The organism is Olivibacter ginsenosidimutans (genome assembly GCF_039542865.1).
In the GTDB taxonomy this organism is placed as follows: Bacteria; Bacteroidota; Bacteroidia; order Sphingobacteriales; family Sphingobacteriaceae; genus Olivibacter; species Olivibacter ginsenosidimutans.
The window spans coordinates 1-25,559 of the sequence record NZ_BAABIQ010000037.1 but is presented as its reverse complement, the minus strand read 5'-3'; the positions used below and the strand labels follow the sequence as shown (position 1 = coordinate 25,559).

Sequence of the window (25,559 nt, the reverse complement as noted above, 5' to 3'; positions counted from 1 at the left end):
ATACAATAGCTAAAGCATCATCGCCTTAAAGATGTCTTGTGCATAATCCCCCCAGTCTTTCATACTCGCTTTTAACGTTTCTAAAAGACCGGCATTAGTTAGCTTTTTCCCTTTCTTGGGTGGTACAATCTTCGTCGAGGATACCGTCACGTCACTAACCTTCGTCGCAAACCACGTTGTATTTTCGTGTGGTAACGCTAGTCCTAAAATCATTCCAGGTAAACCTGTAAAAGATTCAGGTCCGCCAGACACGGGAATTTGATCGGTATAAAAAGCAACTACATAAATAGAGTCCATCACTAAGGCATTAGCTCTCCTGCAATCATAACCGGCTATTTCCCGTGTTTCATCGGTTATTTTCCATTGTATTTTCCTAGTCGTATCTTCTACCAAAAAGGTTTCTTCATATAGATTTTTTTCACTAGTCGAAATACCCGATTTAAAATCGGTATAAATAACTTTTTTCAAATTAATGGTCGGATCATTGCTCAAAAAATTATTGCCTTGCATCGGATTGGCTTCTGCAGGTTCGTATAAAGAAGCATCTGAAGAAAAAGACAAGGTAGCTTTAGTCGATTGAAACTGCGGTTGTGTACGCTTATATTCATCATAAATTTGCTTCATCCAACTGGAATTGCTTTTATTGATGCGCTTGGTTATTTTAGCGTACATATTTACACGTTTTTCATATTCAATCGTCCCTTGATTAACAAATCTAACGTTCTGCCCGTAGGTTACCTGCACAAAAAACAAGAATAATATCGTAATCTTAATCAGGCCAAAATTTCTTTTCATGAGTATGAGTATAAATCGTTTAGTATCAAATATCTGTTAAGGTTTAGCACCAGCACCCATTTTGTTAAATTCCCAAGTTATGGAGAACATAAAATATCTCCTAATGGTTGTATAACTGCTCTGGCTAATGGTGTTGTTATACGCACTACGGGTAAAACCTACGTTTTGGTTCAGTAAATCACTACCCGATAAGGTCAAACTTAAATTTTCTTCCTTAAAGAATTTCTTTTTTATGTAAGCATCTACAATAAACCGTTGAAAATCTTCAGCAAAAGATTGCGTAGCTTGTGTATATGTATAGTTACCATTCGAGCCAATCTGGATCTTACCAGGTAGATAGATATTAACGTTAGCCCGACCGTTTAATCCCCAACCGTTATTATTGAACTCTGGTTGTAAAGATGATTCACTGGTATTGTAACTGGGTCCAAAATCTATATTGAAATCATATTTTTTCTCTTTATACTTGGATAAAGAAAGCCCTCCCGAATAACTGTAGGACTTGGTTTGATTTAAATCGTTGTTGGTTAAATTATAATACGTATTACCATTGGCACTCAAATCAATGCCTACACGTAAATCTAATTTTTTAAGTTTTTTACCTGCATACATACCGCCATAAAAATTGGATGTATTTTTTCCTTCCAGATTAGCTGATTGATAAGTACTTTTACCCACGGCATCTGTTACCGTATTGCTTACGATAGGATCTGTTGTAAAGGAATATCCACCATAAAGACTTACATATTGATCGCTCAGTACCTTATAGGAAGAATAGCCCAAATTAAATCGGTTGGTAAAAGATGGCTTTAGATCGGGATTACCCAAGACAATATTCAAGGGGTCGGTGTTCACTCTAACAGGTTGGATTTGATCCAAGGTAGGTTGTGTGTTATTACCATTATAACTCAACCGAACGGATTTTTGCTGTGAAAATTTGTATTGGTAATTTAATTGCGGATTAAAGTTGGTAAAATTTCTTTTAAACAAGTCATCCGTATAATTATCCAATTGTTTAAACCGTACAGCACTCACCTTAGCCCCCACATTCAAACTGGTTTTTGCCGTTTTATAATTCAATATTGCCCCCACTTGATTACTGGTCTGATCTAGCTTATAGTCATTACTATATAAGCTGTCTAAGACGTCATAAACTCCTTCTGCCGACTGGTTAAAGGATTTCCTATTGGAATGCCCGCTATTGATATTCAAGCCATAATTCAGAACCGCCGAAAGATTTTTCAACAACGGTTCTGAATACGTGATATTGGAATTGAATGTGTTATTTACAATGTCGTTTACTTTATACTGATCTACATTTTGTACACTATCTAAATCACCATTATCGGCATTATAAAATTTGTTTTCAGAGTGTAGAAATCCTTCTGTTTTATCGGTATTGGAAGATTGGTTCAGGGCTACCGAAAATGACCGTCCTAATTTCTTAAACTTCTTCGTCAATAAGGCGCTTGCATTAAAGTTTCGATTATCTCCTTCATTCGTAAGGTTACGTTCACTTTCGTTCAATAAAGCATTATCTCCATTTCTACTTTCAGCGGTATAGTCACTGGCGGTCTTACTATTTTTAAGGGTTCCGTCTACACCTATACGTAAATTAGTAGTGGAATCCAGTTTAAGATCATAACGCGCATCTAGCTTATGCCGAAACAAATGGTTATCAAAATTCTCATTATTCTGTTCGTTAATGATACCGGTAGGTAAATTTCGTTGCACGATATTATTTCGGTTACCGTCTACATCCAATGTGCCGATTTTATAATTGGTATTGATCGCCTGTTTATCACTATCCCATTTATTATCGTAATGGAGCCCGCCTGTTCGTGCTACCGGAATGCCCTGACCACTATAATTTCCGTTAAAAGATTCAAAATCATCTCCGCCACTGCCTACAAAATACATACCGCCATCATCGGTAAAACCTGAGGTAATGGATGAACTACCATACTTATCGGCATCTTGCCAACCTAAACCAACTTTCCCTGTATTTCCTATGGTTCCATAGGCAGAAATCTTTTCCTTACCCTTAAATTTGTTAAACATGGCCTGTCCTTGATACATTTCCCTCGTGCCGACACCTCCATCAACTTTACCAAAATATCCCTTCTTACTATCCTCCTTTAGCTGTATATTAATTGTCTTGGTTTTCTCCCCATCATCTACCCCCGTAAAAGCTGCCTGATCGCTTTGTTTATCATATAGTTGAACCTTATCTACCATATCTCCTCTTATATTTTTGGTAACTAATGTCGGATCATCGCCAAAAAATTCTTCGCCATCAACCAGTACTTTCTCTACGGTTTTCCCCTGCGCGGTTATTTTTCCGTCTTGATCAACCTGTATACCGGGTAACTGTTTCAGCAAATCTTCTACCTTAGCGTTGGGTTGCAATTTAAAACTTGCTGCATCGTATTCCGTAGTATCCCCTTTTATGGTGATCGGCTGTCGGCCAGTAATAACTACTTCTTCTAATAACTGGGATTTAAGGATCATTTGTATGGAACCAAAATTAAGCTCCTTTACAGAGTCTAAACTAAATTTCTCTACATAATCGGCATATTTTGGATAGGTAACCATCAAAATATAATCACCCTTTGACAAATGAGATAACTTAAATGTTCCATCTGCGTCGGTCCTTGAAAATGTACGCAACATAGAATCCTGAGCATTCAAAATTGCGATTGTTGTGTGGTTAAGCTTTGCGTTAACTGCAGTATCAATGACTACTCCTTTAATTGAAAAATCATCTTGGGCACGCGCTGTTAGAAAGAATGTTAGGCATACAAGGGCTAATGTTAGTATCTTCATATTATTTAGGTAATGAGTTGCTAAAATACAACTAAATATTTAGTTTCAAACAAAGGGTCAATTTTTTAACATTAATTAACATTAAGATTAGAAAATCTGTGGGTTGTTACAGGTTCTTTGTTAATCTTTTATTAATTATCAGCAGGTTTATCGATACACTATAGAGGGTTCAGTTTTTTTCCAACAGGTTGAGGAATGACCTGAATTTTACACACATTTCACTTTAAAAAGTAGTTAGGGTTCATTAACAATAAACCTATTATCTTTTAAATAATGATCGGGAATATACGTGTCACCCAATATAATTTTCTTAATGCGTTTGTCGGTTATAATTGGTATTTCAATAGTTTCTTGATCCGTTTTCCATAAGCCGATAGAATGGTTTATTTTTTGCGCCGATCCATCACGATAATAAATGGTTAAATGTACAGGTAAAGGTTTCTTACTTTTATTCCGAATATATACCTTATAAGCACCAGCTATTCGCGTCACATGGGATATGGCTAAATCCAACACACCATCGTCAAAAAACCAGCGTTTCCAAAACCAATTTAAATCCTTGCCACTTCCGGCATTCATGGCATTAAAAAAGTCCATTGGTTGCGGATGTTTACCGTGCCATGTATGTATATAGTGGTGTAACGCTTTCCGAAACAACGTGTCTCCAAGATATTCTTCTACAAATAAATATCCCAAAGCAGGTTTAGGATAAGAATTAGTAAACGTTGCTGCTCCTTTTAAATTCGGTGTTAGGGTCATAATTGGTGTATCATCTTTACCTCCAGAAGCTATTGCCGTAGCTGCAACACCATAATCGTCGGTATAGGTACTATCAATTAATTTCGATAATTTCCACTCGCCTATTGTCGCCCAACCTTCATCCATCCACCCATATTTGGTTTCATTAATTCCCATATAAAAAGGAAAGATTGTATGGAATATTTCATGATTCGTTAACGTAATAGCATCTTCCCGGGTCTTTGTAGGATTATCGTTAGCCATCATTGGATATTCCATTTGGTCTAAACCATCAAACACAGTTATATGGGGATAAGGAAAGGGCCATGCAGGAAAAACGGTGCTTATACCATGAACTGTTTTTCTGGCAAAATCTATTACTGCTGCATAATCATGATGTAAGGGGTTGTATACGGCGTCTACTCTTGTTCGACGTTGGCTACTACTATCCACGATAAGGCTAGTTGACTTCCATAGATAATGGTTACTCATAGCGAAAGCGAAGTCTACTACACTATCGGCAACAAAAGCAAAGGTATGTTGTGCATTTGGTTTAAATTTGGATTTGCTGCCTAATGTATCCACTTGATGAACGGTTAGTGTGGTATCGCTTTTTTCTGCTGTATCCAATCGCCTCAAAAGCTTTTTATCAAAAATCTTATTCCGATTTATTAAGTCACCTGTTGCCCATACAATGTAATCTTTGGGTACCTTGATTGTTACGTTAAAGTTGCAAAAATCATTATAGAACTCTTCCTCTCCACTATAAGGATAGGTATTCCAACCATCAATATCGTCATAAACAGCTATTCTCGGAAAAAAATAAGCAATAAAATAAGCACCATCATCTACTTTCCCTGTCCGTAGATGAGATCCTGCATTTAACGTATAGTGATAATTGATTTGGAACCTTATTGTTGCTCCCGGTAGCACGTCTGGTACATCAAGTTGCATATTTGTTCCATCTATGTGGATCTGTTCTGGCTTGACCGTTGTACCATTTTGCTTTACCCGATCTAACGCCACTCCTTCGTTTAAATCTTTTCGTGCTATTTTTGATTTTCGCCATACTCCATTTTTATAAATGTTTGGATAAAGCTTAAACCATATCTGACGAAGGGTATCTGGACTATTATTGTGATAAGTCACTTCCATTTTGCCTGTTAACAATCGGTTGTACGGTTGAAACGTTATATCAAGCTTATAATTTGCCGTATTTTGCCAATAGTTTGTGCCAGGCATCCCTGTCAATGTTCGGGTTCCATTTAGCAAAGCACGTTGAAAGGCGGCATCTATGGGTAGATTATCCTGAGCATATCCGTTATGGATAAAACAAATTGTAACTAAAACTATCCAAGAAAACGTGCGCAAATTGATCATACTTCCGATGTTCCAATAAGTCCGGCTCTCTTTAATAATGCATGAATAGTCGGTTTTCGGCCTCTAAAAGCAACATAAAGGTGCATAGGATCTTCCGTTCCTCCTTTACTAAGCAAGGTTTTAAATTTCTGCGCAACTTCCTGATTAAATATCCCAGACTCTTTAAAATAGGCAAAAGCATCCGCGTCTAGTACTTCTGCCCATTTGTAAGCATAATAACCCGAAGAGTAACCTCCTGGAAATATATGCGAAAACGAAGGGCTCTGCGCTGTGCCTGATAACACCGGGTACAATTGGGTTTCTTTGGTAATCTCCTTTTCAAAGGTTTCTATTGCACTATCCGCTTTTAATTGGCCGGTGTGGTAAGCCATATCCAATAAACCAAAACCCAATTGGCGCAATGTCTGATACCCTTCCATAAAGTTGGAAGAAGCGATGATTTTAGCCAACGCTGATTCGGGTAACGGTTCATCTGTAGCATAGTGCCGGGCAAACCCCTGTAAAAATTCTTTTTCGTAACAATAATTCTCCATAAACTGCGAAGGCAATTCTACAAAATCCCAATAGACATGGGTACCCGAAAGACTTTCATATACAGTATCGGCCATTATTCCATGTATTGCATGGCCAAACTCATGGAAAAGCGTTGTCACCTCGTTAAACGTAAGAAGAGAAGGTGTATCGGCTGTTGGTCTAGAAAAATTACAAACAATAGAAACGTGTGGCCGCACATTCTTACCATCTTCGCGATATTGGCCCTTATAAGCAGTCATCCAAGCTCCGGCTCGTTTCCCAGATCTAGGAAACCAATCGACATACAGCAAGGCTTTATGTTTACCATTCTCCAGTACTTCATAAACCTTCACCTCTTCATGGTATACTTGAATATCTGCTCTTTCTTGAAAAATCACCCCATACAACTTTTGGGCAACAAGAAATGCTGCATCCAATACCCGTGTCAATGAAAAATAGGGTTTTAATGCTTCTTCAGAAAGATTGTATTTTGCCTCACGCAATTTTTCAGTGTAATAAGCATGATCGTAAGGCATCATGGTTTCTATACCGTCTTTCTTGGCTAATGCGCGAAGTTCTGCAATTTCTTGCTCAGCAAATGGCTTTGCCTTTTGTAATAAATCCAGCAAAAACCCGTTTACTGCTGCTGCATTTTCTGCCATTCGTTCCTGCAAAACAAAAGCCGCATGATGTTCATAACCTAATAATTCAGCACGTTCTTGCCGCAAACGAACAATCCGTTTTATCGTCGTTGTATTGTTATAATCATTGGCTTGAAATGCACGCTTTGCAGAGGCTAAATATAGGGTTTCCCGCAAATCTCTGTTATTGGAATACTTCATGAAAGGCATAAAACTAGGCTGTTGAAGCGTAAAAACCCATCCCGCTAATCCATGCTTTTTAGCTTCTTCTCGAGCCGCATTTTTTATAGATGTCGGCAAGCCCGTTAACTGCTCATCCGCTGTAAGATGCAAGCGATAAGCATTGGTTTCATGAAGCACATTTTGTGAAAATTTAACTTTAAGACCGGCTAACTCCTTATCTATGGCACGTAATTTTTCTTTCTGATCTGCTATTAAACAGGCACCATTTCTTGTGAAATTTGTATACGTCTTGTCGAGTAGACGCTTTTCTTCCGTTGTTAATAATGCTTGATCTGTATGATGATATACAAACTTAATCCGTTCAAATAGCGACTCATTTAAGGTGATGTCATTAGCATATTCAGCTAATAGCGGTGATATTTTTTGCGCTAAATGTTGTAGATAATCATTCGTTTCGGCCGCATTAAGGTTAAAAAAAACTCCAGCAATAATATGTAATCTGCGCCCAGCTCGCTCTAATGCCACAATAGTATTATCAAAAGTTGGAGGTGACGAACGAGTAATAATGTGCTCAATTTCCTGTTTGGCGTCTTGGATACCCTGTAAAATTGCCGGTTCAAAAGCTTCTTGTTCAATATGTTGAAAGGGCACGCTTTCGAAGGGAGTATCAAATGGTGCTAAAAGAATGTTATCCATAAAATTTGGTAGCTAATTTGAGGAAGTCTTTCGTCTAATTAACGTTAAAATCTTCCTCATTATTAGCGATCAAACTTAGTAAAAAAGACTGGTATTCGCGAATATCAGCATTGATCTTTACCAGATTTCATCTGTTTATTTTTTGTTTTTCATTTGTCAGATGGAGCCTTTGATAGTTAAAATAATCATTACCTGTGTGTTTAATGATTATTTTAATCATGTCGAGTTCATAATTCGTATTCCAAATTTTCACAATAAATACCTTCGGTTCTTAATAAATTCTCGATCATTTCTGGTCGTAAATTTAAGGAGACCACTCTCAATATTTTATCGCAGTCTTCCAAATCAAAACTCCATTGTTTAATCAATTTAATTGATTTGAACAAAGTTGCCACTTTTTGTACGTGCTCTTGTGCATGTACACTTGTTTTAAATATAAATACCTGCATCATGTTAGGGTACAATTTATTTATCTGTTTTATTGTTTGCTACAAAATCGTTGGTGTCTGTAGTTACTGTGGGGTCATCCCAGCTACACCATCTGGAACGCATATAGGCCTTCATCCGATCTTTTTCTTCATCACTAAGCCCCTCAAACCGTTTACGCATAGATTGTCTCATCCAAGGACCTCCCCGCTTAGCGCCCCCTTTGCCAAAACCAAATAATATCTTACATAAGATGAACAACGCAATAGCTTGCCAGAGATTTATTGTCTGTACGTCAAAAATTACTGGTAACGTAAAATTCCAAAGATACATTACTGCAAAGCCTACAAAAAAAACAAAGGCAGCAACGAAAATTGGAATAAAGACAAATCGTAATTTACTTCTAAACATTCTTTTCATTTTCTTTTCATTTAATTTTTTAACCATAGTGCCCTCTTCAACTATCCACCAGTTCATCATAAAAAATCTTCAGGCGTTTTCTTAAATGCAATACCGCATAACGTTTTCTCGAAATCAATTTCCCAATAGGTTCTCCTGTAATTTCAGCTATTTCGGCAAAAGGTATTCTATCCAGCTCATGCCAAATAAATACGTCACGTTGTTCGGCAGGCAACTCTTCCAAAGCACTGGTCAATTGCTTCCAAAGCATTCGTTCTTGGTAAGCCGTTTCTGGATTATCTTCCGCTATTAAAAAGCTTGGACTAAATGAACTATTTTCCTCGTCCTCTTCGTCTCGCTTATCCTTCCACGGTAACGCTGTTTTTTTTCGATATCGATCAATAATTTTGTTCCGTGCTACACGATATAACCAGGCCCCAAGCTGCTCGATAGGCTGTGTGTTGATCATGGCACTCAGTTGATACCAAACATCCTGCAAAATATCTTCAGCATCCGCATCATTGCTCACTCGTTTTCTAATAAAGCCAAGCAAACCTTGACCATAAGATTTTATGGTTGAGGAAATTTTGCGCTGTCCTTCTGTCGTCATTACGTATGGCAATTACTTATGCTATTTGCTACTATTGCTATAGACGGACGAAGGATCAAAACATTTCAAAAAAAAATGTTTTTTTTGAACTATTACGAAAAGGTTGTTTGGAAAACCTTATTTCACGCCTTTTACATTCATTTTCAATGTAAATACCTTATCTCTGGCGGTAATAAACAACAGGTCGCGCTGCTTTCCACCAAAACAAACATTTGATGTTCGATTGGGTACAGGAATATGGGCAATTTTCTCTCCACGTGTATTATACACTGTAATTCCGTTGCCTGTTAAGTAGAGATTGCCAGCACGGTCTATGGTCATTCCGTCTGATCCCTGTGCTACAAAGAGTGTTTTATTCGTAAGAGAGCCATCTTTCTGAATAGTATATTGATATGTTTTATTGTCATCTATATCCGCGACATATAAATATTTTCCATCTGGTGTTCCAATAATACCATTAGGACGTTTAAAATTTGCGTCCAATCTGGTTACCTTTCCATTTTCTTGATAACTGTAAAGGGCTTCCACCTTTAAATCCGGAGACGTTCTTTTCCAATAATCGCGTTGATAATATGGATCAGTAAAGTAAATAACACCAGTAGGTGCTACCCAAACATCATTAGGACCATTCAGAAGCGTGTCCTGATAATTGTTCACTAATTTTTCAACCTTGCCGTTTTTTTGGATACGCCAAAGTTCATCATGTTCGTCTGCACAAGCAATAAGGTTTCCTTTCTTATCAAAAAACAACCCATTTGCCCGCCCTGCATTTTCCATGAATATGGTTAACTCTCCCTTTATATCGTACTTCCAGATACGGTTATTCGGTTGATCGGTGAAATATATATTTCCTTCCCGATCCACTGCTGGCCCTTCAGTAAAACGGAAACCGTCTTTAACTAACTTCAATTGTGCACTAGTATCTGTAATACCATGCGTTATTAACGAATCGGCTTGCTGCGCCATCGTTGCACGAGCCCCTGCTAAACAGAGTAAAAAGACAACAAGGAGACGAGGTATAAAAAATATCTTGATCATATATTCAGGTCATAAAGAATGATGCTATTCTTGTAATATTTCTTTAGTTCTTTTTTGCACTTCATCAATTAAGATTGGAAAAGCAGGATACGTCATATTATGACCATACCAACCCAACTCTACTAAACGGGTTTGCTTATGCCCTACCAGCTTCATCATGCGTGCCAGATAAGCATTCTCTTCATATCTACCCAGCATTTCATTTTCCCGATCGCCAGTAATTAACAGCATAGGTGGTGCATCTGCACGAACGTGGTACAGAGGAGCATATTCATCAACTATAGGCTGTGTATCTGCAATCCCCCTTTCCTTTCTGATGGTAAAGTGGGTAATCGCTTGACCACTAAAAGGAATTAATTCGGCAATCTTATTCGCATCAATGCCATATTTTTCCAGATATAGCTTATTCAATGTAAACATCATTCCTAAATATCCACCAGCTGAATGGCCCGAAACAAAAATTAACCGATCATTTCCTCCATATTCTTTTATATGCTTAAATACCCAAGCAGCAGCGGCAGCAGCATCTTCAATAATCTCACTTCCTTTTGCTTTGGGAGACAATCGATAAGCTACCCCAACAATAGCAAAACCTTGTTCTTGCAACGCTTTCGGAAGTTCTTTTTCGCCACCGGTTAATCCTCCCCCATGCAACCAAATAATGGTCGCGAAATTTTTCATATTAGTTGGATAATAGAGATCCAATTTACATCGCTCCTTTATATAATCATTCGTCTGTGCACCTGCTTCATAATAAGGAATATTAAGCTTTTGGCTGTATTGCGTAACTTGGGCAAAAACGGTACCGGAAAAAAAGATGATACTGGTAAATAAAAGGATTTTCTTCATATTTTTTGGCTAATGTGCATCTATTATTCGATTTAGCGAATGTACAATATTTAGCCCATATTTCACAACGCTTCTCGATACGCTTTTTCTAAATTGGCTATAGCTAACTTTTTCATTTGAAACATGGCATGAAGGACTCGGTTTACTTTCTTGATGTCGGGGTCTTGTATGGATGCGTTTAATATGCTAGGTACCACCTGCCATGATACGCCAAACTTATTCTTTTAACCAACCACACCCTTGAGCCCGTTCGTCTCCGCCATCAATAAGTTGGCTCCAATAATCATCTATTTCTTCTTGTGTATTACAAATCACAAATGAGATTGCCTCATTGAACTTAAATAACGGTCCTCCATTCAGAGCTATAAATTCCTGTCCTTCAATGGTGAACTCAACAGTCATCACATACCTGGCTTTTGTTGATGAAATTCATATCCTTCCTCAGTATAATGAGTCGTGTTACCAATGCTTGAGTCTTTAAAGATTGCAGTATAAAACCGGGCCGCCTCTCCGGCACCTTGAGCAAACCATAAATGAGGTGTAATTTTCTGTGTATTTATTCTACTTTTCATAATAATGAATTACTAATGTTAGTTATTAAGCAAAATAAATAGTCAACTAAATTTTGAAAATGCACGAAAATGACATTATAACTGGCCGGAAGTGCCAATCTACCCTAAAAGCACTTTAGTTCATAAAGACATTTATAGAACACTAATTATATAACTTTCGATAACATTGCATATAAAATCAATTTTATTTAACTTTGTGTCAATCAACTAGCTTTATATGACAAACCAAATTAAAGAACAGCAGGTCATTGAGTACCTAAAAGGAATGCGTAATTCCTTGTTAGAAGAAATAAAAAGCATTGACAAAACTATTGAAGGTATTAAAGCCAATAGGGGTTCAAGCGATGCTACGTTATCAAATTTGTCCTACGGACTAACGGCAGAAGACGAGAAAAGATTTGCCAAGAAGAAATTAGCATCTGTTGAAAAATTTCATCCTCAGTCAAAATTGGATCAAAAAATCAGCTATGCATTAACCAATGTTGGACAAGGTTTCAAGGAAGATATTCTGGATGTACTTCATCGTGAACAACCAGATTTGGATATCCATAAATTGGAAAAAGTATTAGCGGTTCGACTTTCCTATTTATTAAAAAGTGGGCTCATAGCAGGGAAAAAAATTGGCAGACGCTACGAGTATTCACTTATAGAAGAATAAATAAGCACAATTGCTATTAGCCCTTAAATAAAATAAAAGGCCAATAAGCCAAGCCGTACAAGGTGGACCTTTTTAAGCATGACGATGTAGAAGCTACACTTTAGTGTAATGATTGCTTGCGTTTAACTAAGAAATAGCTTAGATAGAGCAACATTAACCAAATCGGGATAAGTTCTACGGATGTTTTCATTCCGGTAAGCCACATGATGACCAAAACACCAAGCAAAAAAAATAAACAAATGTAATTGGTTGCGGGATACCAAAATGCAGGGAATTTGGCCACTATTCCTTCCTTCCTCAACTGTCTCCTAAAAAATAAATGGGTCGTACTAATCATCAGCCAATTAATAATCAAGGAAGAGACCGTTAATGACATTAAGATTTCAAGAGCTTTTTCAGGCATAAGCTTATTAATGACAATACATACAGCGGCAATAATAGCAGAAACCATAATCGCCATAATCGGTACATGGTTTCCATTCAATTTAGAAAGAAATCTAGGTGCATTTCCCTGCTTTGAAAGTCCGAAAAGCATCCTACTATTACTGTATACACTACTATTATATACAGATAAAGCCGCAGTCAATACGATAATATTCAGTACATTGGCTATTAAGCTAGTAAAATAGAACGTTTTTCCAAATAGGGTGAATTCAAAGCCTTTTAACGTATCAAATACCGCTACGAAGGGACTACTTCCCGTAGTAATTTCCCTCCACGGCGATAATGCAAATAAAATAACCAAAGCTCCTACATAAAAAATCAGGATGCGATAAATCACTTGGTTAGTCGCCATAGGAATATTTTTTTCGGGGTTTTCCGCTTCAGCTGCAGTTATACCAATAAGTTCCAGACCTCCAAAAGAAAACATGATCATAGCCATTGCCGGCAGCAGTCCTTGATAAGCTCCCGATCCATTATCCATAAACCATCCTTTAGGAAAAAACCCATCATCATTCCACAAGTTGCTCAACGTAGCTTTGTTTCCTCCCCCACCACTAAACAACAAATAAGTACCGAAAACAATCATGGCGATGATTGCTATAACTTTAATAATCGCAAACCAAAATTCAGCTTCGCCATATATTTTTACTGAAGCAAAATTTAGCGCATTAATAACGATAAAGAAGAATAAACTTGATACCCACAACGGAATTTCCGGCCACCAAAACTGTACATATATTCCAATGGCTGTCAATTCTGACATACTGACTAGAATATACAGGATCCAGTAATTCCAACCTGAAGCAAAGCCGGGAAAGCTTCCCCAATATTTATACGCAAAATGACTAAAACTACCGGATACGGGTTCTTCAACGACCATTTCCCCTAACTGGCGCATGATAAGGAAAGCGATAAATCCAGCTAAGGCATAACCAAAAATAACCGCCGGTCCCGCCAAGACGGCAGCTGGGCCAATGCCTAGAAACAAGCCCGTGCCAATCGCACCACCTAATGCAATGAGTTGAATGTGTCGATTCCGTAATCCTCTTTTTAGTTCTGGTTGAGTTAATTCTTTATCTTTTTGGTTTTCCAATGTCGATACATACTTTAGTTACACAAAGGTAAGCTATATAAGCCATTGGTTTGGTATAATTATTCATTTTTGTCTGGAAACAAACATTGGCTCTTAAAAATTGTTAACTAATACAACAGCATCAAACCTACTGCACCATGGTTACGAATGAAGAATATTCTAAAGAGCAAATTGAAGAATACGCCGATGGCTTATTAAAGGATCACAAGACGGAAACCAAAGCGGGTAAACCTTTTAGTTTTTCCATCAGTCTTGGAAAAAAGAAGTATCAAGTCTTTTATGAAAAAAAGGATGAAGATGTTTGGAAATTACAAGATTTTAAGGAAACATCTTAATGATTAGCTATTTTTAACCTACACATTCTTTTTTGCCTCAACAGGTTTAAATCTAACCATTACATGATGGAATCGTGCCCCACGTGGTAAATAACTGTTATTGGGTTAACGACAGATTACCGAATCGTTAAAATTTTTCTTTACGTGCAACTAATACGACTGTTACGCGACTATTAAGTAAAGAAAATTTACCCATTAACTATTTGGTCATGAAAAATTCGCCGTTCTTAAAAGCAGTTCTCCTACTCGGTACCGCTTTATATACCCATCTGGCAAGCGCGCAATTACTAGCGTTTAATCGTGCAGAAAAAACCGATTCTAACCTTATCCATACTAAAAACTTACTTGCTGCTGCACGAGATACACGTAACCATAGTGTAAGAGATCCATTAATTCTGGCTCATTTTACAAAAAATTATACAGACGTAAGCCGACTACAGTGGTATATCGTCGATAATGGCGTACTTGCCAAATTCAATAAAGACAAGATTGCCTACAACGTAGCTTATGACACTGATGGTTATTGGAAACGTACTATTAAATATTACTCGGAAGCTATTATTCCTGCCGACCTAAAACATAAGATCGGTAAAAGATTTGCCGATTTCCATATTATCCGCGCTTGGGAAATTGCAACACCAAAAACCGAACAAAGTGTTTATTTGGTGCAAGCGCAGAAGGGTGATCAAGTTAATGAATTGCGTATCTCGAGAGGGCAAACTACCGTCATTCGTAAAATTAAGCTGATCGGTAACTTAACTCCTTAATTACACTGTTGGCAGATCTATATGCAGACGAGTTACGTAAGTTATTACTTCGTGTTTTCTATGCGTAATACCGTAAAAGAATAAGGAGGTAAATCAATATCAAACATGGGATTGACTTTAACGGTTGTCATTATTGGTTTGGCTTGACTATCCTTAGGATCACCTTTCAGCACTGTTTTTATTGCTTGATGCTCCATCTTTATGAAAGTTGTTAAATCAACTGCCGAATGAGCCACAATCGGCAAGAGATTTACTAATTTTACAATAAGGTTTTTCGTCTGTTTATCACAGACTATGGAAACGCCGATACGTTTCTTTACCTTATCGCTGCTATCCGAAAGTATTACCGTACTAGGAAAATAAGTCTCACCGGCATGCTGCCCAAACAATTGCTGAACATAATAGTTAACAGTCGGTTTTACGGTTGTATTGTTAAAGTAAATCAAATCGGGGCTCCATTGTGTATGACCTTCCTTAGCCAATAACGGTGCATAAGACGCCATATGCACTACATCTCCATTACGCTCCAAAGCCGTTAAATAAAGGGCTTCGGCCAAGGCCGTTTCGATATTGCTAGGTCTGCCTGGCAGGTGCGCAGCATATTCACCTAAATATACCTTCGATTTAGAGCGATCGTATTGATCGTAAAAATCTTGATTATGTATAAACCATCCTGGCGATTGATAGTAATGTTCATCTACCATGGGTACCTTTAATTTATTAGCGATTTGCCAACCTTCTGTATAATCTGTACCTTCAAACCAGGGACCTACGGTTCCAATAACCGTAATCTCTGGATACTTTTTCTTTACCGCTTCAAAAATCATGGTAAACCGTTCTTCGAAAATATCAGTAATCAAATCTTCATTACCCACACCGATGTATTTTAGATGAAAGGGTTCCGGATGCCCTGCTTCTGCACGCTTTCTCCCCCATGTAGAATAGGCATCACCGTTTGCATATTCAATCAGATCCAGCACTTCTTGAATATAAGCATCCATTTCATCCAACGGAATCCCCCCTGTTGCCCCGCACCACCCGTGTCTGAATTTTGACAGGGAACACCGGCCGCCACAACTGGTATTGGTTCTGCGCCAATATCCTCACAAAATTGAAAATATTCAAAATAACCCAAACCAGCCGTTTGATGATACCCCCATAAATTACGTTGTGGTTTACGGACTTCTAATGGGCCAATCGTTTGTTTCCAACGGTACATGTTTTCTAAACCATCGCCATGAGCTACACAGCCGCCTGGAAAGCGTATAAAGCGTGGGTGGATATCGGCTATCGCCTGCGCTAAGTCCCGCCTCAAACCATTTTTCCGCCCTTTGAATGTATTTACCGGAAAAAGCGAAACCATATCTAAAGCAGTAGTACCTGCGGTCTGCGGCAATATTTCCAATTGCAAATCAGCGGCAGTCTGCTTCGCTCTCAACGTGACTTCATATTTTTTCCATGCATGATCTATCGGATCCGTTTGTCCTTCGGCATATATTGTTCCATCTTTACCTTTTAACCGTATACGTAATTTACCTGCTTTACCTTTCGATGTACGCGCAAATACGGTAAAATTATACGCCTCTTGCGCTTGAATAGCGATACCATCAAAGCCTTCATTGATTAAACCTGATCCCACTTGATTCACCTGCAAAAGGGCATAATGTTTATTATTAATATGTATAGGAGAAAGACTATCAATCTGTAATTGTGCAGATTTATCTGTTGTTGTCCATGCCATCGTAGCATCCCAATTTTTATCCTTACCTTCTTTATCGCTTAGCGCATATTCAAAATCCCTGTTCTGTATTAGTTCAGCATATAACCCTCCATCAGCAGCATAGTTAATATCTTCAAAAAATGCACCTAACAATAAATCGCTTATTTTCTTTTGATTAGCCGCATCTAATGTAATTTTAGCTTCAATACTTTTCAATTCTGAAAACCGCGTGTCATCATTGGTTGCCCGTTCTGCCCATAAGCTTTCTTTATACGTTGTCAGTTGCTGCGTTTTAATTAATCCATCAACAATTGACCATGCTACGCGATGTACTTTTCCCGTCTCCTTACGGTTGTTTATGAAAAGTTCTTGTCGATCATCAATAAATTTCTCTATTGGTTGAGCTCGACTATATTCTTTAAAATCTGCTGTAGTTACCGCATAAACTTGTTCTTTCGTTCCATTTTGACTTATCCATGAAATGGTATAATGCTGTTGATTTTTATCAAAAGATAAGGTTGGCGTCAAACAGTTTCCTTTCTCCAATATAGGTGGATATGACTGCCGTTGCCAATGCACTAGATCGGGTGATGCCGCATGAGCAAACACCCCATCCGACTCATTTACCGCCCATACAGCATGCCAAAGTCCATCCAATGCATGATATAGGAATGGAGCCACCATACGCTTCTGTGCCCGCCATCGTCCATAGTCACAACGTAAGAAACTGTATTCCTGACCAATTTGATGCCATGTTTGTTTATCGATGCTCCAAGCGAAGTGCAATCCATTTCGACCACCATCTTTTGTCTGTGCATAGGCAAACACATAAGCTGAATCTGGCTGGGTACGAGTAAAAGCAGTAAAAGGATATACGATACTCCAAAATAGGAACATCAATTTTAAAGCCCCTTTTTTCCGATTTACGTTTATCATAATTAGTTCGTTTTTAAATGTCAACAAGACACGTTTAAACAAAGGTAAAAATATAATTTTTCCTGCAAAGGATTCGTAAAAACATATTCCCATTTATTGGGTTGGTCAGCTAGGCAAAGTACTAATAGACGTAATAACAAATAAAGAACAGTCAGGTTGTCAGGAATAAGCTACTATTTTCGTATCTTACCTGCATCAAGCAAAATACTATTATCAATCAGTATGATAACCAAAATGATGATCATTTTCAAAGACGAGATATATCATAAAACACTCATTTTCATTTTATTAACCATCTATATAGTTCAACAGGCAAGTGGTCAAGATCAAAAGATAATCCGACCAGGCGAACTATGGCCAGACAAACAGGGTAACCATATACAAGCCCATGGCGGCGGAATCGTTAAAATAAAAGACACCTATTATTGGTACGGGGAACAACGAAGTAGAGGTTTAGATACGGCATACCGCTATGTAAGTTGTTATGCCTCGAAAGATTTAATTCATTGGGATTTTGAAGGAAATGCTTTGCAACTAAGCGATCCGGAAAACTTAGGACATCGCTGGGTACTTGAACGTCCAAAGGTGTTTTATAATCAGCGGACAAAAAATTACGTAATGTATTTTCACCTAGACGATGCCCGATATGCATTCGCGCGGGTAGGTGTTGCCATCAGTAAAAAACCGCAAGGCCCATTTCGCTATGTAAAAAGTTTTCGTCCGTTAGACAGAGAAAGTCGCGATATTGGTCAATTTATTGATGATGATGGTACCGCCTACTTAATCTTTGAAAGTCGTCCAACCAAAGGCTTCTTTATTGCACAGTTATCTACAGACTATTTAACGGTCGAAAAGGAAGTATGCTTAATCAACGCTCCACTAGAAGGCGGTGCTTTGGTTCATTACCGAGGATTATATTATGTCATTGGTTCTGCATTAACGGGCTGGAGTCCTAACCCTAACCAATATGCAACGGCGAAAACATTGGAGGGGCCGTGGTCTGAATTTAAAGATATTGCCCCTCCTGAAACCAATACCTATCAATCGCAGTCTACCATGATGCTCAAAGTTGAGGGTACAAAAGACACTTGCGTAATCTTCATGGCGGATCAGTGGAGACCGAAACAACAATGGGATTCTCGTTACCTTTGGATGCCTCTGAAAATTGGTCAGGGTAAACTTTGGCTACCTAAGCCACAGCCATGGACACTGAATGTAAAAACTGGTGAAACCAAACCGTTATAATTTAAGATGAAGGCCTGTATGAACAAATTATAATGGCTATCTATTAACGCTAGATATGCTATATTGAATGGTACTTTTGGGTAAGCAAGTGATATAGACTCTTAATATCTGACTGCCACTTAGGTAGTAATATAACCATGATAATTTCTTCTAGGATATCCAAAGCCGTTATCAAGAGTGTACTATAAAATAAGATCGGTAAAGGATAAGGTTGAAAAAAACACAGTATTAAAAAAACGCCTTGAAACACTGCTGCTGTTTTAGCTAAGTAAGTATGGAAACTTGTCGGCTTTCCATAACGAATCCAGGCAAGTAGTAATTGAATCAAAAAAAGCCCTCCTACTATAAAAATCCACAGATATTGTCCTACAAAAAATTCTCTTTTCCACATCCATAATCCCACTAAAGCTACCAAAACCGTAAGATCATCAGCAATAGAGTCTATTCTAGATCCCATTACACTAACAACACCAAATTTTCGCGCAAAGTATCCATCAACCGCATCGGTAAGAAAACTAAGTGCCAATAACCATTTAAATACATCTTCCTGTCCAATAAAGATCAGCATCAAAAGTAAAGGAGCAGCTATTAACCGGTACAGCGTAATCCCATTGACTATGTAATAGCTACTTGTATGCATATTGTGTTATTTCAGACAAACAACTTATTTACCGAAAGAACAGAGAATCAGTAATTTTGTTTAGTAAGACAATCATGCTGGGTATCCTTTACCATAAAAACTAAAAGTACTAGTAGAATCCTTGTGAATGCTTTACTGCATAAAATAAACAATAAGCCTTCATTTTTTCAACCATTATAATAAAATATTATGACTATCGGGTAAATTACCCAAAGGGTCGTAAACACGTTCAACTCGATCGGAATGAAATAGGCTTTATCCAATTCCACTTGCCTTTAACCTTCCTCCGATCCTTATGGTATCCTCTATTTAAAAAGGGTTAACAGGGGGTTGACAGAGGTATAACAGAGTATTTACTTAGCTAGTACCTCTATTAATCCATCGTTTATTCTAAGTAAACAATGGGTCAATCCTTTTTTTAGAGTAGCTATGGATGGGATAGGGATTGAAGGGAGATTGGAGATCATCAGGCGCAATAAACGGTTATAAACTTGCGCATCAATGGCCATGTTTACGGTGCATTTCAGAACACCTTGATGTATGTGATTTCGGATACAACGAGAAGGGTTATCGCTTTTAGGCAAATTTCCCGATAGTTATTTAAAATATTCTGCTATAGTTAAGGTTTGTACAACATTTGAGAAAAACCTATTATAAACAAAAGGCCTCCAACCGGGGAGATTGGAGACCTTTATTAACCAATTATAAACCTAAATTATGATGATTCAAAGATACGGCTCCTTAATGAAGCACACAAACCCTTTAACAAAAATTAACATCTCAGACAAACACATGACAAATCTATATCTGGCTAATATTTTGGATTCTGGGTAAATTTACCGCCACTGTTATCGACTTCAATTTGCGGGATAGGCAACCGATTATGCTTTCCAATAATAAAATTATTAAAGTCTGCATCGCGGGATTTCAGCTCATTTATTCCCTCCTGCGTATCCAGCATGCCCCATCGTTTCAAATCAATCCAACGCCAACCTTCAAAGCAAAGCTCTAAAGTACGTTCCATTTGTAAATGTTTCAAAAATTTCGCTTTGGAATTCAGTACATCCTTATAGATACTGTTCTGCAAGCTAGGTAAATTTACAGACGGACGTTGCCGTACCTTATTCACATACGATGCCGCATCGGTCAATGATCCACCCGTTTCAGCAATACATTCAGCATACATCAACAAAATATCTGCATAACGAATTAGGCGATAATTATTGGGGGCAAAATAATCTTCCACTTCCCGATAATATCCAGTAGAGTATTTACGGACATAGGTTTGATCTCCCCAATTACCTTTTTGCCAAGTCATACCGTAGACCAGCGGACTTTTCTCTGGAAAATCGGCTGCGCTTCCACTATAGTATAGGTTATAATACAGGCGTATGTCATTGGCGCCATCGAGATTCTTTTCCTTCTTATATTCGTTAATAAACCAAGGTCTGGCTTTTCCATCTTGCCATCCAACTGGACTCGGTGCATAAAATTGTGTCCGTTGAAAGCCCGTAGCCATGGACGCATCCTCTCCTGTTCCACCTTTATTTTTGTCGTCAAACTGAATTTCGAAAATGCTTTCTTTGTTATTTTCTTTGTAATGGGTGAAGTTATCCAAATATTCATCCATCAAGCCATATAATGTCCCTTCTTTATCAATCAACCACTTCAATTCTGCCATCGCTTCCGCATATTTATGCTGCTGCATATACGCCTTCGCCAGTAATGCCTTTGCAGCTCCTGCAGTAGCTCTACCTAGATCGTCGTCACCCCACTTTTCCGGTAACACCGTTGCCGATTCTTGCAAATCTTTTTCCACTTGTGCCCATATAGCCTCTTCAGATGATTCTTCTGGCACATAGCCTGCTTCAGTCGGCTCTAATACCAATGCTCCTTTTTCCCAGAGAATAGCAATCTGAAAATACCAAAGTGCCCGTAAAAATTGTGCCTGTGCCAAGATTAATTTTTTATTTTCCTCATCGGCGAAAGGAATATCCGGTACGTATTTTAACACCTGATTCGCGCGGAATATGCCGACATAAAAATCCTGCCAATGCACATTGTTTCCCTCAAAAAAGTTATAGTTCACATAATTAAACCGTGTCCAATCACCCAGTTCATTCCATGGACTGGTACTCCATCCTTCATCGGAGCTTAAGTCATATCGAAACGAAAGCCATCGCATCCAGGTACCCTCCTTGTAAAACCGACTATAAGCTGCATTAATACCTTTCTGCGCATCGTCTTCTGTTTTCCAAAAAGTTTCGGTTGTAGGTTCATTAGGGTTCTCTATATCCAGCAAATCTTTTTTGCAAGCGGTAAACAACGTAAAACTGAATATCCACAAACTGATATATTGTATCTTTCTCATCTTTGTATTATTAAAGAGTTTCTTTAAAAATTAACTTGTAAACCAAACATCACCGTGCGGGCATTAGGGAAGCCCATATTATCTGTTCCACGGTCCCATACATCGGTATTAATAAAATCTGGATCCAGACCTTTATATTTCGTGATGGTTATCAAATTATTTCCGCTCACGTAAAAGCGTAAATTGCTCAACCCTATCTTCGTTAAGGAATTCGACGAAAAGGTATAGCCCAATTGCACATTCCGCATCCTAAAATAAGAGCCATCCTCCAGCCATAAGTCGGTGTCACCTCTAGTATTGCGGGTATCTGCGTAAATAATTCTTGGGAAGTCACTATTCGGATTTTCCTGATATGGCTCCTGCCCTTTCTCAAAACGGATATAATTGGAGTTATCGGCAAACAAACGACCTTGGCGCATCGCCCCATTCAGCACATCATTGCCAAATTGTCCATACCACATCATGGAGAAATCAAAATTCTTCCAAGACGCTCCCGCGTTGAATCCTATTTGAAAATCTGCCCATGGCGAGCCTACAATCTGGCGATCATTGGTCGTGATCTGTCCATTATCATCGGTATCGATATAACGTAAATCACCTAATTGTGGTCGCTTTCCTTCAATGGTAATAGGCACTCCTTCTGAATTTACATAACGATCAATATCTTCCTGCGTACGGAACAGACCATCGGTCTTTAACAGGTAATATTCACCCAATGATCGACCGATCTCGCTTCTGGTTTGTCCGGTATAAAAAACCTGATTGCCATAACCCAGAGCCAGTATTTTGTTAGAAAGTGTTGTAATATTGGCACCAAGGGAATAATTTACCTCGCCTATTTGATCTTTCCAGTTAGCGCTCAGTTCCACACCGCTGTTTTTCAAGCTAGCCGCGTTGGCTAATGGTGCACCGCCCTGATTACCGGTCGTCATCGATATAGGCATAGCAGTCAATACATCGGTACTTTTTGTATTATAATATTCTATAGTCATTCCCAATCGGTTATGCAAGAATAATGCATCTAAACCAATATTAACCTGTGCTGATTTCTCCCAACGCAAATCACTATTGACGATTTTAACTTGAGTAGCGCCATTCACTAACTGTTGATCGACACCGAATACGCTTACAATATTTGGATTAATTGTTCCTAGATAATCCCAGTTACCAATAGCGGCATTACCAAGCTCACCATAATTTGCCCTAAGTTTCAAATCATCAATCCAGTTGCTATTAAAGAAAGCTTCATTACTGATGCGCCATGCGCCAGAAATAGAATAAAAATTATCCCAACGATTCGCTGGTCCTAATTTGGATGTACCATCCCGTCTAAAAGTAGCGGTAAGGAAATACTTCTCATCGTAAATATAATTTGCTCGCGCTAAGTAGGAAATTAAGGCATATTCTCCAATATTATTCCAGTTCGTCTGGTTGGCTTGACCAGCATCCAACACGGTAATATAGCCACTGCTTAACAACGGGAACTTCAGCCGTTGCGCGCCCAATTCTTCCCGATAAAAATCCTGATAGGTAAGTCCGGCAACACCATCAATATGGTGTTTATCAAAATCCTTATTAAAATTAAACGTATTTTCTACCAATCTCGTGAGCTCCCTTACGTTACTCTTATTTCCCGTTGGATCCCTGAATTCTTGATTCATCGTCCAGTTACCTTGTCCACGGAAATAACGATAATCATCAAACAAATAATCGATTCCCGTATTCAATTTATAACTCAACCATTTGGTTAATTGCGCCTGCCCCCAAAATGATCCACGAATGCGATAAATTGTATTATGCGTATCTTCCAGATCTTCACGAGCAATAGGGTTAGTACCAAAGGTTCTGGCGCTGGTTTCGTTACCATAACCATAGCCGCCCGGATTATTAGGATCTTTAACCGGAATGGTGGGCAGCATCCGGATCACATCGGTATAAGGCGTAGTTTGAAGCGGATCGCGCTCCGTTTGAGCTAAATTCAAGGTTTCTCCAAAAGAAAAAATCCCCTTTCTTCCATTCGTATTTACCCGGAACGAATAACGGTCAAATGAGTTACCATACATCATCCCTTCATTGTTGTAATATCCTCCCGAAACAAAGTAGTTTCCCGATTCACCCCCTCCGGATAGGGATACATTATAATCTTGTACTAAGGCAGTCTTTAAGGTTTCTTTCTGCCAATCCGTATCATAATCTGCATGCTGCTGCAAACCACCATTCCAAACCCCATCCTTTATACCCTCTTGATAGGCCATATCGTTATATTTCTTAAAATCAGCCGCGTCCATGAGATCGTATTTAGGCGACCAGTCAAAAGATTGCTTCACGTCAACGCCTACTTTCATCGGACCATTTGCACCTTTCTTTGTTGTCACGATGATGACGCCGTTTGCCGCTCTGGAACCATAAATGGCCGCCGCTGATGCATCTTTTAAGATTTGGATGGACTCCACATCATTAGGATTAAAATCGGCACCACCAGGGGTTATCATACCATCAATCACCCATAGCGGGTTATTATCCCGCAATGTGCCTACTCCACGTATTTCGATACTTGCATCGCCACCGGCATTACTGGTATTCCGTACGTTAACCCCTGAAGCCAACCCTTGAATTGACTGGCCAATAGTAGGCGAACCTGTTTTAACCATTTCTTTGGTATCAATTACCGAAACAGCACCGGTAAGATCTTTCTTTTTCACCTCGCCATAACCAATAACTACGACCTCTTCCAAATCCTGTTGTGAACTGGTTAAGGTTACATTAATCGTAGTGCGAGTACCCACAGGCTCTTCTTTACTTCCATAACCAACATAGGTGTAGACCAATACCGCATTTGGTGGTACATCCAAGGTGTAATAACCATCCTCATTTGTGCTTGTACCCTGTTGCGTCCCCTTTATTAGGATGCTAATACCCGGTAGTGGATTCCCTTGTTCGTCTACAACACGACCTTCTACTTTTTGCTGCTGAACAGTGGGAGTTACTGTTAACACTGGCCTAAATGTTCCTTTCCCTATTGCTTCTGCCGCACCCATGCTTGGCACGCCTAAGGTCAGTAACACTTGGAAAGTCAATAAAAGGCATTTACTTTCTGAATACTTTTTTTTCATAGCGATTATAAAGGTTAAACTTCACCAAGGTTTCTTTGGATATGTGTAAAAACCTATCTTCCAGTATGAACTGGCTTTCGCAAAACAGACCTGATGAAACAGTTTAATAAATCAGTTAATAACACCAAATAGAAGGATATTTTTTGGAAGGATAGTTTTCAATTCGTCTCAACTTTTCTTTAATCTGTATCATTCCAAACAACAGCTTAAACAATTAAGCAACACAGCAACACAGAAGTCTCTTTCTATTCGATTACAATTTTTACGAATATATTTCTTCTATAAAACAGGCTTTGATGGCGGAGGAGAGGCCAATAAATCCCGGTGGTGCTCACAATACAATTAAGGGCAAACACGTGATGAATAATCGCTTTTATACGCAACGCGCGTTTACATATAAAACTAAGTTTGATAATAGATTAGCCAAGTGCGCCGTCATTTTAAACGCACTTGAGAAAGGGGTATTTATAGTACTCCCCAAAAACTGGACAACTGCATAAATGTTTAAATTAGCAGTTGAAAATGAAAAAGGAACGTAGAAAATTCAGTGCAGGCTTTAAGGCGAAGGTAG

The 25,559-nt window shown here is 38.5% G+C and carries 20 protein-coding genes; 4 read left to right on the top strand and 16 right to left on the bottom strand.

The features are described from left to right. Positions 1–9: 9 nt before the first annotated feature. From ABD930_RS13010 to ABD930_RS12965, 10 genes are all read right to left on the bottom strand, one after another. Positions 10–795: a GLPGLI family protein gene (locus ABD930_RS13010; protein ID WP_345232164.1), complete on the bottom strand. Its 786-nt coding sequence runs from the start codon at positions 793–795 to the stop codon at positions 10–12. 36 nt (positions 796–831) lie between these two features. Then, positions 832–3,621: an outer membrane beta-barrel protein gene (locus ABD930_RS13005; RefSeq protein ID WP_345232163.1), complete on the bottom strand. Its 2,790-nt coding sequence runs from the start codon at positions 3,619–3,621 to the stop codon at positions 832–834. Positions 3,622–3,855: 234 nt separating this feature from the next. Next, positions 3,856–5,739 (bottom strand): M1 family metallopeptidase, encoded by a 1,884-nt coding sequence (locus ABD930_RS13000; protein ID WP_345232162.1) that lies wholly within the window; start codon positions 5,737–5,739, stop codon positions 3,856–3,858. After that, positions 5,736–7,772, bottom strand: a complete 2,037-nt coding sequence (locus ABD930_RS12995; RefSeq protein WP_345232161.1) for a M3 family metallopeptidase — start codon at positions 7,770–7,772, stop codon at positions 5,736–5,738. Before ABD930_RS12995 ends, ABD930_RS13000 begins: the two co-directional genes overlap by 4 nt. 465 nt (positions 7,773–8,237) lie before the next feature. Continuing rightward, positions 8,238–8,618, bottom strand: a complete 381-nt coding sequence (locus ABD930_RS12990; protein WP_345232160.1) for a hypothetical protein — start codon at positions 8,616–8,618, stop codon at positions 8,238–8,240. Positions 8,619–8,655: 37 nt separating this feature from the next. Continuing rightward, a complete protein-coding gene (locus tag ABD930_RS12985; RefSeq protein ID WP_345232159.1) occupies positions 8,656–9,207 on the bottom strand; it encodes an RNA polymerase sigma factor in 552 nt (183 codons plus the stop codon). A gap of 117 nt (positions 9,208–9,324) precedes the next feature. Next, positions 9,325–10,245, bottom strand: a complete 921-nt coding sequence (locus ABD930_RS12980; protein WP_345232158.1) for an SMP-30/gluconolactonase/LRE family protein — start codon at positions 10,243–10,245, stop codon at positions 9,325–9,327. Between the two features lie 24 nt (positions 10,246–10,269). After that, a complete protein-coding gene (locus ABD930_RS12975; RefSeq protein ID WP_345232157.1) occupies positions 10,270–11,094 on the bottom strand; it encodes an alpha/beta hydrolase in 825 nt (274 codons plus the stop codon). 216 nt (positions 11,095–11,310) lie between these two features. Next, positions 11,311–11,496, bottom strand: coding sequence for a VOC family protein (locus ABD930_RS12970; RefSeq protein ID WP_345232156.1), 186 nt, complete (start codon positions 11,494–11,496; stop codon positions 11,311–11,313). Then, positions 11,496–11,666 carry a VOC family protein gene (locus tag ABD930_RS12965; protein WP_345232155.1) on the bottom strand — a complete coding sequence of 57 codons (171 nt, stop codon included), beginning with the start codon at positions 11,664–11,666 and terminating at the stop codon, positions 11,496–11,498. The genes ABD930_RS12970 and ABD930_RS12965 overlap by 1 nt, the downstream gene beginning before the upstream one ends. A gap of 217 nt (positions 11,667–11,883) precedes the next feature. Between ABD930_RS12965 and ABD930_RS12960 the strand changes: the two genes are divergently transcribed. After that, a complete protein-coding gene (locus ABD930_RS12960; RefSeq protein ID WP_345232154.1) occupies positions 11,884–12,324 on the top strand; it encodes a soluble adenylyl cyclase-like protein in 441 nt (146 codons plus the stop codon). Positions 12,325–12,424: 100 nt separating this feature from the next. On the opposite strand, the gene ABD930_RS12955 is transcribed toward ABD930_RS12960, so the two are convergent. Continuing rightward, a complete protein-coding gene (locus ABD930_RS12955) occupies positions 12,425–13,861 on the bottom strand; it encodes an amino acid permease (RefSeq protein WP_345232153.1) in 1,437 nt (478 codons plus the stop codon). Between the two features lie 137 nt (positions 13,862–13,998). Here ABD930_RS12955 and ABD930_RS12950 point away from each other — a divergent pair, with 137 nt between their 5' ends. Then, positions 13,999–14,196 carry a hypothetical protein gene (locus ABD930_RS12950; RefSeq protein ID WP_345232152.1) on the top strand — a complete coding sequence of 66 codons (198 nt, stop codon included), beginning with the start codon at positions 13,999–14,001 and terminating at the stop codon, positions 14,194–14,196. Between the two features lie 209 nt (positions 14,197–14,405). Continuing rightward, positions 14,406–14,963: a hypothetical protein gene (locus ABD930_RS12945; protein ID WP_345232151.1), complete on the top strand. Its 558-nt coding sequence runs from the start codon at positions 14,406–14,408 to the stop codon at positions 14,961–14,963. A 44-nt stretch (positions 14,964–15,007) separates the two neighbouring features. Here ABD930_RS12945 and ABD930_RS21945 read toward each other — a convergent pair whose 3' ends face one another. Both ABD930_RS21945 and ABD930_RS21940 read right to left on the bottom strand, forming a co-directional pair. Beyond that, positions 15,008–15,964 carry an alpha-L-arabinofuranosidase C-terminal domain-containing protein gene (locus ABD930_RS21945; protein WP_345232150.1) on the bottom strand — a complete coding sequence of 319 codons (957 nt, stop codon included), beginning with the start codon at positions 15,962–15,964 and terminating at the stop codon, positions 15,008–15,010. Next, positions 15,931–17,619, bottom strand: a complete 1,689-nt coding sequence (locus ABD930_RS21940; protein ID WP_345232149.1) for a carbohydrate binding domain-containing protein — start codon at positions 17,617–17,619, stop codon at positions 15,931–15,933. The genes ABD930_RS21945 and ABD930_RS21940 overlap by 34 nt, the downstream gene beginning before the upstream one ends. Positions 17,620–17,853: 234 nt before the next feature. On the opposite strand from ABD930_RS21940, the gene ABD930_RS12930 reads away from it, so the two are divergent. After that, positions 17,854–18,864 (top strand): family 43 glycosylhydrolase, encoded by a 1,011-nt coding sequence (locus ABD930_RS12930; protein ID WP_345232148.1) that lies wholly within the window; start codon positions 17,854–17,856, stop codon positions 18,862–18,864. A gap of 58 nt (positions 18,865–18,922) precedes the next feature. Here the strand turns inward: ABD930_RS12930 and ABD930_RS12925 are convergent, their stop codons facing one another. From ABD930_RS12925 to ABD930_RS12915, 3 genes are all read right to left on the bottom strand, one after another. Then, a complete protein-coding gene (locus ABD930_RS12925; protein ID WP_345232147.1) occupies positions 18,923–19,504 on the bottom strand; it encodes a CDP-alcohol phosphatidyltransferase family protein in 582 nt (193 codons plus the stop codon). An 811-nt stretch (positions 19,505–20,315) separates the two neighbouring features. Continuing rightward, positions 20,316–21,875 (bottom strand): RagB/SusD family nutrient uptake outer membrane protein, encoded by a 1,560-nt coding sequence (locus ABD930_RS12920; RefSeq protein WP_345232146.1) that lies wholly within the window; start codon positions 21,873–21,875, stop codon positions 20,316–20,318. Between the two features lie 23 nt (positions 21,876–21,898). Beyond that, on the bottom strand, positions 21,899–24,988 hold the full coding sequence (locus ABD930_RS12915) for a SusC/RagA family TonB-linked outer membrane protein (protein WP_345232145.1): 3,090 nt from the start codon (positions 24,986–24,988) through the stop codon (positions 21,899–21,901). Positions 24,989–25,559 lie beyond the last annotated feature (571 nt).

What these genes read in the sequence shown, in the direction of transcription:
- ABD930_RS13010 (WP_345232164.1), bottom strand. Translation starts at nt 795, where the DNA reads ATGAAAAGAAATTTTGGCCTGATTAAGATTACGATATTATTCTTGTTT.
- ABD930_RS13005 (WP_345232163.1), bottom strand. Translation starts at nt 3,621, where the DNA reads ATGAAGATACTAACATTAGCCCTTGTATGCCTAACATTCTTTCTAACA.
- ABD930_RS13000 (WP_345232162.1), bottom strand. Translation starts at nt 5,739, where the DNA reads ATGATCAATTTGCGCACGTTTTCTTGGATAGTTTTAGTTACAATTTGT.
- ABD930_RS12995 (WP_345232161.1), bottom strand. Translation starts at nt 7,772, where the DNA reads ATGGATAACATTCTTTTAGCACCATTTGATACTCCCTTCGAAAGCGTG.
- ABD930_RS12990 (WP_345232160.1), bottom strand. Translation starts at nt 8,618, where the DNA reads ATGAAAAGAATGTTTAGAAGTAAATTACGATTTGTCTTTATTCCAATT.
- ABD930_RS12985 (WP_345232159.1), bottom strand. Translation starts at nt 9,207, where the DNA reads ATGACGACAGAAGGACAGCGCAAAATTTCCTCAACCATAAAATCTTAT.
- ABD930_RS12980 (WP_345232158.1), bottom strand. Translation starts at nt 10,245, where the DNA reads ATGATCAAGATATTTTTTATACCTCGTCTCCTTGTTGTCTTTTTACTC.
- ABD930_RS12975 (WP_345232157.1), bottom strand. Translation starts at nt 11,094, where the DNA reads ATGAAGAAAATCCTTTTATTTACCAGTATCATCTTTTTTTCCGGTACC.
- ABD930_RS12970 (WP_345232156.1), bottom strand. Translation starts at nt 11,496, where the DNA reads ATGACTGTTGAGTTCACCATTGAAGGACAGGAATTTATAGCTCTGAAT.
- ABD930_RS12965 (WP_345232155.1), bottom strand. Translation starts at nt 11,666, where the DNA reads ATGAAAAGTAGAATAAATACACAGAAAATTACACCTCATTTATGGTTT.
- ABD930_RS12960 (WP_345232154.1), top strand. Translation starts at nt 11,884, where the DNA reads ATGACAAACCAAATTAAAGAACAGCAGGTCATTGAGTACCTAAAAGGA.
- ABD930_RS12950 (WP_345232152.1), top strand. Translation starts at nt 13,999, where the DNA reads ATGGTTACGAATGAAGAATATTCTAAAGAGCAAATTGAAGAATACGCC.
- ABD930_RS12945 (WP_345232151.1), top strand. Translation starts at nt 14,406, where the DNA reads ATGAAAAATTCGCCGTTCTTAAAAGCAGTTCTCCTACTCGGTACCGCT.
- ABD930_RS21945 (WP_345232150.1), bottom strand. Translation starts at nt 15,964, where the DNA reads ATGGATGCTTATATTCAAGAAGTGCTGGATCTGATTGAATATGCAAAC.
- ABD930_RS21940 (WP_345232149.1), bottom strand. Translation starts at nt 17,619, where the DNA reads ATGATAAACGTAAATCGGAAAAAAGGGGCTTTAAAATTGATGTTCCTA.
- ABD930_RS12930 (WP_345232148.1), top strand. Translation starts at nt 17,854, where the DNA reads ATGATGATCATTTTCAAAGACGAGATATATCATAAAACACTCATTTTC.
- ABD930_RS12925 (WP_345232147.1), bottom strand. Translation starts at nt 19,504, where the DNA reads ATGCATACAAGTAGCTATTACATAGTCAATGGGATTACGCTGTACCGG.
- ABD930_RS12920 (WP_345232146.1), bottom strand. Translation starts at nt 21,875, where the DNA reads ATGAGAAAGATACAATATATCAGTTTGTGGATATTCAGTTTTACGTTG.
- ABD930_RS12915 (WP_345232145.1), bottom strand. Translation starts at nt 24,988, where the DNA reads ATGAAAAAAAAGTATTCAGAAAGTAAATGCCTTTTATTGACTTTCCAA.